Raw genomic sequence first — 12251 nt, forward strand, 5'->3', positions numbered from 1 at the left:
ATTCATCACAACCGTCTGTGATATAGATCACCAAACACTTTCATATGGCCGTATAAGGATGTCTTTGCTTTCAAGCGTTGTTGGGCGCGATCAATCGCGACCAGCTGATGCTGAGCATTCTCGGCGGGATCTGGAAAACTGGTCCGATTTAAATGGCACCAATTTTAAATCTCGGTGAATTAGCCAATCGGCGCATCGCCCGGTTCGGCGGGCTCCGGCAAACAGCATGGCAAACCAGTCCATCGCGAAGACTTCGTTATCCCGTACCAACCGTCGTGCCAAATCGCGCTCCGTTGCGAGCACGCCCTTAACGTCGCAGAGCGGATCCTTGGTGAATGCGCCTATCAGGGCGTAGCTGGTCCGCGACCGTCGCAACTTTCAGGATTTACCATGGGCGGCAATGTGTCGAGGCGCGCGCGAATTTCCTGGAGGCTGACCGGTCGAAAGTCCCACGCGTCGACACCGACATCGCAACTCTGCGCGTTGCCAGGCAGCTTTCCGTGTGAGTGGCCGTAAAGGTGAAGCGCGCCGCGGCGTTGGCCAGGCCAGACGCGAAGGCCGTAATGACAGCAACAGATGTGGACACCATCGACCTTTATGTTCCAGACGTGCGGCTGAACTCCCGCCCAACCCAGCGAGAGCGTGCGGGTATCGTCGTGATTTCCCGGGACGAGGAAATGCGCGCCGTTCAACTTGTTAAAGATCGCGTGCAGCCGCGGCGGCTCGCAACGGTGCGAGAAATCGCCGACGTGGATTACGCGATCGCGGCGATCGACGACTGAGTTGTGGGCGTCGATCATGTAGGCATCCATCTCGCTTGCGCTCGAAAATGGACGCAACGAGAGCCCGATGATTGACTCGTGGCCGAAGTGCTGGTCAGCAGTGAAGAACGTTTTCATGCGGGTCGCTCCTTGCACCTAGCGGTCTTCGGCCTTGCCCCTGCAGTTCACGTGCACACGTTCGGTCCGTAGCCATCGAGCTCGCCCGGCCAGGGAATGTCATCAACCTTGTGCTGAACGTACCGCTTTCGATCGAACCATGCTGGGCGGTCCGGATCCCTTCTGCTCGGGCGGGTCTCGACGCCTCGGAATTCGAAACCAGCATTTCAGCCAGCCGGTGTGCGCGCCAACGATCGTTGGCAGCGGCACATTTTTTCTTTGTCAACTAATGTCTGACATTTGACGCCTTGACATTTTAAACCTAAAGGACGCGAACCAGCGGGGGAACGGCTGCCCGTATTCTCGAGCCCGGGCCTGCCACGTACTGCATGACCGCGGAAATGGTCTTGAGCTTTCGGCGAACTGCGTAGCCTGGTGGTCTCAACAGAGTTCAACGATCGGCGCTGACCAGCTTCGTTCTGACGCATTCGGATCGAAACGCTATTCGTCTTCGCCCATCCAGTAATCGTGAGGCTCGGTCTGCCACGCCTGAGGCGCCTCGGTGCCCATGAGAATGTGGTAGGCTTGGGAAAAGCGCATGAATCTCTGGCCCCAGGCGAACGAGTTGCTGTTCATCTGCTCAAGTGGCGATGGGGCTCCCTCCACAAGCTTTCCACCGGGATCCATCTTCGGATTGCGCGGATCGGCCCGGCACCATCCAATCAGGATGGACTCGATGTAGGCCGAACGGCTCAAGTTTCGCTCTTTGGCACGCATGTCGAGGATGTGCATCAAGTCGGGATGCACCCGCATTGTAAGGCGCTCCGACCGAACGTCGCCACCTTCACCGGCCGACTTCCCACTTGTCGTTTTTGAAACCTTAACCATCGCTCTCTCCGATCCTTGTATTATGGCGCAAAACGTCGGACATTCGATGCTCATCGGACGTATTATGACACGATATGACATACACCCGTCTTAAAGATTCGTCCAGACTGCCATCGTCCGACGAACTGTTGCGTCTGGCCGAGGAAGATCGCGCAGAGAGTGTCCCAACCCGATTACCAGGACAGGAGACGCAAATGACAGACAAGGAAATGCGCTTGCGCTGGCTTACCAGACGGTGCGCATGCCGACATGGCCGGCGGCTATGCGCTACGTGGTCGCGCGGACGCGCACAGAATGCCGCGACCTCGAGCTTAACCTCGTGAAGGATGGCTCGCTGCGAGATTGCAGCTCCGCGTACCTGCCGCGGGTCGCCGAAACGCTCAAGGAGCGCCCCGAGCTCGCGGTCTGCTGGCGCCTGCTGGCGCTGACGCCGAAAGACTCGCCGGACTCGCTCAACTCGACGGTCGGCATGGCTGAAACATTCTTGAGGATGCGGACTGACGCCAACGCAACGAAAGCGCTCGCGCGGCTCCGCGCATGGAGGACGGTAACATTTCAGGAAGGAGGTAGCGTCACCGACTTTTTCCGGGCCGCAGAGCAAGCGTGTCCCGTGCAGCTGACGAGCACGACCGACCGCGGCCGCAGCGATCTGCCGGCCTGCGTAGCTCTGCTCGAGGTAAACCGCTGGCGCGATGCCTTCACGGCGCTCTCTGAGCAGACCGAACTCCGGTCCGGAAAGCTCAGCGTTGGTGTGCCGCCAGTGAATGGCGATCGAAAGGACAAGCAAATTCTGATCGAGACGCAGGTCCAGGTCCTGCTCGAGCAAGCCGGCGAGGACTGCGGCGAGTTGGCTCTCGCCTGGCAGATGATGACATGCGATCCGGAGAGGCCCGAGAGCTTCACCGTCGTGCTACCCCAGTTGACGTGCCTCCTCGATGAAAATTCGGCAAATGCCGATCCTGACCGGAAGCGGAGGCTGCACGATCGTCTCAAGGTGTGGTGGCGGGCTGCGCGCGGGGAGTGGAGCGGCAGCATCAGGCCGGCCTCGATCTTCCGCATCGCCCAGCGCGAGACATCCGGCATCGGGCACGATGACGACCGGGATTTCTGCTCGCCTAAGATTGCGCCTGATCGACCGCGTCCGTCGGCTCCCACGGTCGTGGTGATGCGGAAAGATCACTCGGAAGAGAAGGGTCTGTCACAGGCCTGGCGCGATCTCCGGGACCGGGCGCTGCCGCCCGTGGTTTGCCGCGACGCCGCTAGAGTGCGCGAGCAGCTATGCGAGGAATTTCCTCATGCATTCCACGAGATCGGCCTGCTAACACAGGATCTGCGTGACGACGAGCCAGTGCAGATCAAGCCGACCATCCTGCTGTCCGCTCCAGGGGCCACGAAATTGATAAGTGCGGCGAGAGCCATCACAATGGAAATTTATGGTCGGGAATTGATGCCGAATTGGATCTCTCTCACGTCATCATCGCGGTAACGTGCAGCTGTCTCGCGTTCGAGAAATGCGGTCATCGCCTGAAAGACGAGAGCCGAGAACTCGCGAAAATTGCCAAACTCAACGGCGACGGCCTCTATGCTGGCACGCCGAAATCCTGGTTGACGGCGAGGTCAAAGGACAGAAGCAACCGCCAAGCAGGCTTCAAGGCCCATGCACATGGAACTCACGGACTTCCAGTGCTCTGCGGCTTCTTCCACGAGCATCTACATTTGCGCGTTTAGCTAGGCTGGTGATTATGGACGATGACTTTTGCCGAGAACGCCTCAGGACCGTACGAGACCCTGCTGAGAAGTTGGCCCCCTTCAAGAAGCGGCTTCTTGAGCTGGCGCGTCACTACGAGCGGCGCCTTGCTGTCCATGCAAATGAAGCGCCAGGGCGATATTCACGATCGGTGCGAGAATAGTCATCCAGCTTTCAGCATCGGAATGGATGTCGTGACATTTGATCAGCGGTCCAACGATCGAATCCTTCGTCCTCCTTGCATCAAGGCAGCGTTGATTCACCTGGGATTTTAGATTTCCCCAAGGAAGTGCCCTTGGCAGAAGTTGCCGGCACGGCTCAATTCATGCCCCCTCAACAGGGGGCCGGCAGCTTTCCTCGAGCTCAAGCCCCACTCCTGAGCGGGCCGCTGAAACCTGGCGGGGAGATCGTCCGTAGCTGGCTCCGTGCGCAATGGAGAGAACCGCAGCATGGAGACGTTTGAAAAGCTGCCGCTCGACGAACTGCTGCGCCTGCGGCGCGCTGTACGGGCCTTGATAGAGAAGGAACTCGAGCGAAAGTACAAGACGCAGCGGCAAAGCATAAAGCAAGGCGCCGGCTGAACTAAGGACGGCTTTGATGCGGTCGTTCCGGTTCTCGGTTCGAGGCCGACGCCCGGATCCATGATCTAACAGTGCCTGGGGGGCGCTTGCACTCCCGTCGCTGTTGCGGTTCAATCAGCGGATTTCATCCAACCGGCTTTTTAAATGTGCATACATCTTTCCGAGTTTGACGCTGCGATTATCGCCGAGTTACCGCGACTGTGGCGACGACACTTCGCCATTGAACTGAAGCGACTGTGTCTGTTGTCGGTGCTCGTTGGCGGCTTGACCGGAGCCGCGGAAGCGCAAACCGGTCTGCAGTTGCGCCCGCATTCTGCATGGGGTGGACTGGGGCCCGACCCAGACGCCGCTCAGTCGGTCTCTCGCTTCACGACTGAACGCCGCTCCGCGACACAAAAGTCGAAAGGTCCGCTCAATTCCACCGGCGAACAGCCGCCCTCCGTAGCGTCGCCCGATCGTTCGCGGAGACCTGATTCTTTCGAGGAGTCCGTCGAACAGGATCAGGAAAATCGTCAACTCAAGCGGGCAACGGAAATCTGCAGGCGCTGTTGACGCGAACTTCCCCGTCCATCAGGTAAAAGCCCGCGTTTGCCATCGGCATTATCCGCCAAGCTAACGTGGAGAGGTTTATGATGCAACAATCGATGCGCTTGCGTGCGTTGCGTGACATCAATGCCCAGACCCTGGACTCGGTGCGAGTGGGGGGACAATGCCGCCAATTTGTCAAAACATTCTGCATGAGAGGCGTTGAGTGAGCTGCAGAGTCCGCGTTAGTCCTTATAGAGCTTGTACAGCTCGATCGCTTCTCCTTGAGACAGTCAGCAAAGCTAGACGCCGGGGGGGGCCGGCCCTTTGTCCTTGATCCCGCACGACACATTGAACAAAGCGTAAGCAGAACTACTGCTCTTGCAGACGAGGCTGCGCAATCTGGTCGTTTACGTCAGGCCGGTCCCCGAACACCCGGCTCGCCGTTAGTTCTTGAAAGCGGTCGCAGCGCAGGCAACCTGGCAATCTGCATCCTTAGCGGATGTTGCACTTACCCAGATCTGCGAAACTGCAACCGCCGGGCACATCGTTCTCATGGCGCCATACTCCCTGCAGAGTACATTGCCACCAAGCTCTACCGCTTGGCCGTTTCCGTATGGCTTCCCGAAGCATGCGGAATAGTTCCGTCGTGATGAGAGCACGGAGGCGATGCGACTTGGCTACAAACGGCACCAACAGTGTTGACTGCAACCTACCACCGCAACGTTCTTCGATACGAACCAGAGCGCTGGAGGTTAACGCCGCATCCACATCTGCGAAGAACAGTGCTCGGCCGCCGAGCTGCAGTTGGCTTCTTCGCCAACCCCTAAGACGTGCTCGTCGCCTTTGTTGAGTTGCTCCCGTACGGCCGCCCTGGGCCTGAAAATCAATCACCGACGAAGCACAAAGAACGCGATGGTTGCGGCGCCAACAACTTTCTTCATTGAATAGCTCCATGTTGAAAACTGCATACGAGAACCCGCGCAGCATACCTCCGCGAATGGCAGATGCACTATACTGGGCAAGGTCGCTCCGCTGCCTCGGGAAGACCATCGGGACGACCTAACGCCGCGACACGGTCTGCTTGAGAGGGCAGAACATCGAGACGATCGGTCAGTGCATACTGCTCATGGCTCCACGAAGAGATCTGCCAACGGGCCTTATTGCGCAGTAAGTTCGAGGACACGACAATGTTTATTACACGGGGAATGGGGGCAGACGAGATGTCGACGAAAGGATACCTCATCCGGTCGATGCTCGACCGTTGCCGGCTCACGTGAGGTCCACAAACGTGGGGGTTGCACGGCCTGGAAGAAATCCGGATGCGGACGAAGAACTCAAGGGCGGCACACCAAACAACCACTCCTCAAGATGCTGAATGACGCGAGGAACAATGTCCTTCAGGGTCGGTTAATAACCAAGCGCTATTCTGGGTGTTGACATGCACGTCTGCAAGATAATGTACATGGTGATGATCGCCACCCTCGCCGGTAGCGCTGTCATGGTTGCCGGCGGTGAAAGTCAGGCGGCTGGCGCAGTTAAGCAAGAGCGCTCAAATGTCGTTAAACAGCATGTCTTCATCGTTCGCCAACCGTTTCCAATCCAAGGGGGTCCCGCACCTCCTGTGGCGCCTGTCGGGGTTGCGGGTCCAAGTTCCAAGATCAATTCGCGAATAGACAGCAAGATTTACAGCAGATTTTGAAGCGTAGCCCACCCCCCTTCTGTCCGACCGGGGTTACGAAATCAACGGAGGGGCATGCGAGTTTTCATTGCCTACACCCGCTTGCGATCCTCCGAAGCAGCACACGCGCGTGGAGCGAGGCTTTCGCCCGCTAAACAAGGTCGTACAGATTGCCCGCGGCGTTGGGGAGTGCTCGGATCTCCCTGAAGAAAGCCGCCAAGGTTGTTCGCAACACGGCTCGGGCACTAGTCGATGCGGGTCGGGTCACATCCCCCTTCGCATATCCACGCCATTTCCAGCGCGAGCACGGAATTAAGCCCCCGACATCGCATCTGCTGCATCTGACTTAACAAGTTCCAGAACCGCATGGGCCCGTCGCCTTGATAAGCCTGCGAGATCACTGTTCATACCAGAGCATCTATTTTCAGCTACATCCGAAGCTGCTAGGCTTATCCGACGATCATTTTGAATAGAAGTCATATTAACCAGACGGACGTTTCCGTCGTTCCAATTGTCTGCCGAGCTTGGCGAGTCGTGCAAGAGCTTGCCAGCGAGCGTCCCGCCCGAAAGAAATGGTATTGAGTTTAACCGTGTGCCGTCACCTTAATTTCATAACGCTATTGCCGGGTTTACGTGGAGACGCCATCATTGTTGGCGTCAGTCGCCTCAACATTTTGGGGCGCAATTTCCATGACCGGTCCATTGGACGCCAGTGGATGCTGGCCGGCGAGCTACCAATTCCCTTCCGGCAGGGGGAAAACTTATTTGGGCATCGCAACGCGCTTTGAGGTACGATTTAAATGGAAAATCATTATGCGGGCTGGACGCCGACCGACGATGCGCGATTCTGGCGTATGGTCGAGAATGGTGCGTCGGAAAATGAAATCGCACTTGCGCTAAGGAGGACTCCTCAACAACTGCGACGACGAGGCTACGATCTTGGCCTGCCGCTAAAATGGTTCAAACAGTTTCGTGCGATTGGCCAGAGCGAACGGTTGCCTTGAGACGATGAACTAGTCAGGCCAGCATAGTTCAAGATGTCAGCTATGGAGGATGCTTATTACTTCGTTTGGGTGCTCGACCAATGCGGCAATGCCTGCCCCCAGATTTGGGCCGGAGATCAATTTGATCGAGCCGATTGGCAATTGAAGCATGTCGTGAACAAACGCCAGATCCGAGCGGTCGAGCGCGCGATGTCGCTCAACAGCCTCGCTGCTCGATACCCACTATCTTGATAGCTGTGCACGCTCTATTCGCTTTCTAGGAAGCAGCTTGCGAACTCCGAATCCAAGGCTTGCGGGTCAATAGAACCAATTGGGATCAGAGCGACCGAGCCCGGCCGATACAAGTGTAGCACCTGACGGTCACTCGGACGATATCGAGGTATGGAGACAATATCCGGACGCAGCATTAACTTTGGTTACGCCGTTAGCAACTGAAGACCCGGTGGTTCGAGATTATAGTCCTGGCACATTCGACATCGGCCCCCTCGACCATAGAATAATCATCGACCAATGACATAGCCCTCCCCAAATTTGGGCACTCTTGAGTGCTGATTGTCGGCACGAGGTTGTCGCGTCGCGCACGGAGATTGAGCGCCAGAAGCGGATATGCTGGCTGTTTTACATCGAACATGCCTGCCCTAGCCCTCCTCTCGAAAACGTCGGAGTTCATAGGAACTAAGCGGCGCCGAAGGTCTGCGGCACCTGTATTGAGCTGTAGCTTCTTTGCTGAGCGTAAGACAGAGCACTTCTTGCATCGTTGCCACCTTGTGCCGGGGCTGATCTCTTCACTTCGGCTCTGAGTGCCAAAAGATGCCTCCGCGTTTGGGTTCCCGAATAAACTCCTGGAAGCTGGATCAAGCTTAATTCTGAGCTTCGGTTGCGCCCTCATTCGCGCCAGCTAGTTTTACTCCCATCGGACATTGCCTCGTCTGGATCACCTACGGCGCAGTCCCCGCGATACTTGGGGTGAGGGCTCGTCCATTCGCGAGGATCGATATGAGAAAATCGCTTTTGATGGTGTTCGCTGCCTGTTGCTGGATCACCCTGCTCGCCGCGGTGCTCACGACAATTGTGCGTCTGAGTAGCGACGCGGCCACACTACCGCCGCCGAACTATCCAAGGCCAAGCGGTGATATAGTACGGCCGTGATCGAACGGCTATCGCTGCCCCCATGATGCTGGATCCGGTCTTTGACCTCCGCGGCTGTCTGCAGATAACTTATACGGAATGATCCGTCTCGACCTTGCCAACGACGCGTAGAACTCGCCGCTCCGGATCGAGCGCGGCGACGCAGGCAGCGCAACCGATAAATTTGACGAGGGAGTTTTCCCGCCTAGCAGTCTGCTGAATAACCCCCTCGCCACGGAGGGGGCTTGATGATTCACTTATCATCTCGAATCGGTGGAGACGATTATGCGCGGCAGGTTTACGGATCAGGGCGGCCTGTTTTCGTACATCGCGCCGGATAAGCGTGTGCCAGCGAACCATCCGCTGCGGAAGGTCCGGGAACTTGTCCGGGATGTTTTGACTGATTTGAACCGCAGCCTTGGAAGGCTCTACGCCAGCGAGGGACGTCCTTCGATCCCGCCGGAGCAATTGCTGAGCGCCTTGCTACTGCAGGTATTCTACGGCATTCGGTCGGAACGCCAGTTGATGGAGCAACTGGATTACAATCTTTTGTATCGCTGGTTCGTGGGACTGTCGCCGGACGATCCGGTGTGGGACCCGACCACCTTTACCAAGAACCGGGAGCGGCTGCAGAACGGCCATGTGTTCACGAAGTTCATGACCAGGCTTCTGAACCATTCGCAGGTCAAACCACTATTGTCGGACGAGCATTTTTCGGTGGATGGAACGCTGATCGAAGCCTGGGCGTCGCAGAAGAGCTTGCGCCCCAAGGACGGCAGCGGCGACGATGATGATGGCGCCAACTTCCACGGCCAGAAGCGCAAGAACGACACTCATGCCAGTACCAGCGATCCGGACAGCAGGCTTTATCGCAAGGCGGCCGGACGGGAGGCCAAGCTTTGCTATATGGGCCACGCCACCATGGAGAACCGGCATGGGCTGGCGGTGGCCGGCCGGGTCACGCATGCCAATGGCACCGCCGAACGCCGGGCTTCGGAGACCATGCTGAAGGCCAGACGCAAAGCCGCGGGCCGTCGCATCACGGCCGGCGAGGACAAGGCGTACGATACCGCCGATCATGTCGCCAACCTTCGCGCCATCGGCGTGACGCCGCATGTGACACAGAACCAGGCCGTCACCAAAACCGGCAAGACCCGCAACAGCGCCATCGACGAACGCACCACGCGGCACCAAGGTTATGGCATGTCGCAATCACGCCGTGCCATGATCGAGTGCATCTTCGGCTGGGGCAAGCAGCACGGCACCATGCGCAAAACCAAACATCGTGGTATCGCTCGGGTCGCCGCCGACTTCCTGCTCAATCTGATCGCCTACAACCTGATCCGCATTCCCAAACTGCTTGCCACATAGCCACCCCGCGCCGGGGTAACCCGCCGCCGGGCCGAACACGACATCCAACCTCCAGCGCTCCCCCGACAACGACCGAACAAAGACAAGAAAACTCTCAACTTCATAGTTTTTCAGCAGACTGCAAGATCTATCACCGGACTGCAGGTGCTATCTCAACGATAATTTAATACGCCTGCCGGTATTTAATCCTGGTTCGGCAAGTACCCCTTCTCGCTGGACGCCTTTCTGGAATGAGGCCCCGGCTCCACACCTGGGGCCTTTTCATTTCAGAAGCCAAAGGCCCACCAATGTACAATTGCGAACGCGCCTTTCGGCGCGCAACAATCTGCCGCAGCGTTGGCGCGCACCCCGTCACCGGCTGCCAAGGTGCCTCGAAATGCGCTCATCCTCGCAAGCTTCCTGATCCTCCCGATGCCCTCTTAGACGATCGCTTACCAATCCTCTAAAGCTTCCAGAAACCAGTTTTCCTAATCGCCCGGCAACCTCAGTCTGCTATCGAAGAGAAGAATAAGCGAGTGCCGCAACCTTCAACGGCTTGCCGGGGTTGCAGGCCTGGGCGCGGCAAATATTGCAATTGAAGCCTTTGTCCTTTCTCTTGCGCGGCGCCGCATGGCTGAACAACTCGACCTTACATTAGTTCATGCCCGCGCCATCTGCGACGAGATCGGCACGAGGCTTGGCTGCATACTCCGCCCGGACCGCAACGAGTTGCCTCCGAGGCTGCGTGATCTCCTTCTTCATCTTTCGCAGATGGACGACGGGGCTCCCTCCATGGTTCCTTCCCTGGAGCATATGGCCATGCCACCGCGGATGAGCGCGGCCTAGCCTGTCATGATCGAACGCCGCGCAGCACAACGCGATGAAATCCACGAAATCGCCTACATCGCGAGCGACGGCTCAAGCATCCGCTGCCTGGTCGTCAACATCTCCGCAGTCGGCGCGGCCATCGACGTGGCGGACCCATCCTGCCTGAGATCCCGGTTCAAGCTCATGCTCGAGAAGGACCGCATCTTGCGAGATTGCAGGTTGATCTGGCGGTCGGGAAACCGTATCGGCGTTTCTTTCCAGGACTAAGCCCCGCAATGGCGCCTCGCCGGAGACTTCCCCACCTTGCTGTAGCATTCTCCCAAATGGTGCCGCCTATGTGGGTTCTCGCCGCATTCGGGAGCGTCGCAAGCGCATGTTGCTAATCGCCCGGGCGCTTCACGCTGCAAACCTTCAAAGGCTCCGAATTCATCGTTCACATCACACAAGGGATAGCGGGCAGATTGGAGCTTGCTTTCTTCGTCATTTCCGCAAGGCGCGCATCGACCGGTCGGCAGTTCTAGCCCGGGACTTAGTGCTATCGGCTCACTCATTTTGAGGATCACTCCCTTTCGATTCTTGCAAGAACCTAGGTAGATGACTACGTTTCTCGCGGTCACGCGGGATCGGGCGTTCGGAGGGGGCGCGGCCGAGCTTAGATTTCAACTCGACGAGATCGGTGAAGACGTCGGCCTGACGGCGCAGCTCGTCAGCGATCATCGGCGGCTGGCTCGCGATCGAGGATCCGACGGTCACGTGCACGCCGCGGCGCTGCACGGCCTCGACCAGGGAGCGGAAGTCGCCGTCACCCGAGAACAGCACCATCTGGTCGACGTGCTCGGCGAGCTCTATGGCGTCCACGGCGAGCTCGATGTCCATGTTGCCCTTGACCTTGCGGCGGCCGGAGGCGTCGACGAATTCCTTGGTGACGCCGGTGTAGCCGTTGTAATCCAGCCAGACGATTAGCGGGCGGATCGAGGAGTATTCCTGGTCCTCGATGATGGCGGTGTAGTAGAACGCCCGCAGTAACGTCCCGCGGCTCTGAAACTCCTTCAGCAGGCGCTTGTAGTCGATGTCGAAGCCCAGAGTTTTCGCCGTCGAGTAGAGATTGGCCCCATCGATGAAGAGCGCGATCTTGCTGGTAGGAGAAGGTGAAATTCAGTTGCTTTCGCGCGGCACAGTGCAAGAGCTGGTAACTTCACATCTCAGTATTAAGCCGCTTCGTGGCATAGCTAACATCGGCGGTACCGCCATATGGAGACGGCTTCAAACGATTTCTTACAGGTATGAATACGCACTGGAGCTCAGTGACGGTCCGCCAGTTGTCTCGACCGATTACCTTAGCCGCAGTATGTCTTTCTGGTTTTTGGGCGCGTCAAATGGTCGCGAAAGCATTCGTCTGATTCGACAGCACGATTATCAGAGTTGGCCGCAGCCGGTGCTGGGCGATAACAGATGAGATAGCACGACCCGTTATGTCCGGTACCGAGCAGTCGGGCTGCCGGGTACTATATCGCTGCGCGAGCCATGTTCCAGTTGCTGCTAATCTCGACATATCGCACTCGGACGACGTCTTTGGCAATTACTTGGTCGCCCGCTCGCAGATGCGAGTTTCATCGCACAGCAACGCCGTACCGGGCCAAT

At 57.8% G+C, this 12251-nt stretch carries 11 protein-coding genes; 8 read left to right on the forward strand and 3 right to left on the reverse strand.

The window, feature by feature from the left end; genetic code table 11:
- Positions 1–344: 344 nt before the first annotated feature.
- Together AC0L21_RS30115 and AC0L21_RS30120 are read right to left on the reverse strand one after the other, a co-directional pair.
- On the reverse strand, positions 345–899 hold the full coding sequence (locus AC0L21_RS30115; protein ID WP_473265263.1) for a metallophosphoesterase: 555 nt from the start codon (positions 897–899) through the stop codon (positions 345–347).
- A 480-nt stretch (positions 900–1379) separates the two neighbouring features.
- Positions 1380–1766: a hypothetical protein gene (locus AC0L21_RS30120; protein ID WP_473265265.1), complete on the reverse strand. Its 387-nt coding sequence runs from the start codon at positions 1764–1766 to the stop codon at positions 1380–1382.
- A 262-nt stretch (positions 1767–2028) separates the two neighbouring features.
- On the opposite strand from AC0L21_RS30120, the gene AC0L21_RS30125 reads away from it, so the two are divergent.
- From AC0L21_RS30125 to AC0L21_RS30155, 7 genes are all read left to right on the forward strand, one after another.
- Positions 2029–3252, forward strand: coding sequence for a hypothetical protein (locus AC0L21_RS30125; protein WP_473265267.1), 1224 nt, complete (start codon positions 2029–2031; stop codon positions 3250–3252).
- Positions 3253–3962: 710 nt separating this feature from the next.
- Positions 3963–4094 carry a hypothetical protein gene (locus tag AC0L21_RS30130; protein WP_473265268.1) on the forward strand — a complete coding sequence of 44 codons (132 nt, stop codon included), beginning with the start codon at positions 3963–3965 and terminating at the stop codon, positions 4092–4094.
- Positions 4095–6084: 1990 nt separating this feature from the next.
- Complete coding sequence (locus tag AC0L21_RS30135; protein WP_473265270.1) at positions 6085–6321, forward strand: hypothetical protein; 237 nt, start codon at positions 6085–6087, stop codon at positions 6319–6321.
- A 779-nt stretch (positions 6322–7100) separates the two neighbouring features.
- On the forward strand, positions 7101–7304 hold the full coding sequence (locus AC0L21_RS30140) for a hypothetical protein (RefSeq protein ID WP_473265271.1): 204 nt from the start codon (positions 7101–7103) through the stop codon (positions 7302–7304).
- A 42-nt stretch (positions 7305–7346) separates the two neighbouring features.
- Positions 7347–7535, forward strand: coding sequence for a hypothetical protein (locus tag AC0L21_RS30145; RefSeq protein WP_473265272.1), 189 nt, complete (start codon positions 7347–7349; stop codon positions 7533–7535).
- Between the two features lie 1182 nt (positions 7536–8717).
- On the forward strand, positions 8718–9803 hold the full coding sequence (locus AC0L21_RS30150) for an IS5 family transposase (protein WP_473265273.1): 1086 nt from the start codon (positions 8718–8720) through the stop codon (positions 9801–9803).
- 831 nt (positions 9804–10634) lie between these two features.
- Complete coding sequence (locus tag AC0L21_RS30155) at positions 10635–10877, forward strand: PilZ domain-containing protein (protein ID WP_473265274.1); 243 nt, start codon at positions 10635–10637, stop codon at positions 10875–10877.
- A 276-nt stretch (positions 10878–11153) separates the two neighbouring features.
- Here the strand turns inward: AC0L21_RS30155 and AC0L21_RS30160 are convergent, their stop codons facing one another.
- On the reverse strand, positions 11154–11765 hold the full coding sequence (locus AC0L21_RS30160; RefSeq protein WP_473265296.1) for a LabA-like NYN domain-containing protein: 612 nt from the start codon (positions 11763–11765) through the stop codon (positions 11154–11156).
- Here AC0L21_RS30160 and AC0L21_RS30165 point away from each other — a divergent pair.
- Positions 11728–12066, forward strand: coding sequence for a hypothetical protein (locus tag AC0L21_RS30165; RefSeq protein ID WP_473265275.1), 339 nt, complete (start codon positions 11728–11730; stop codon positions 12064–12066). The genes AC0L21_RS30160 and AC0L21_RS30165 overlap by 38 nt on opposite strands.
- Positions 12067–12251 lie beyond the last annotated feature (185 nt).

This window comes from Bradyrhizobium sp. WSM4873, from assembly GCF_055811355.1.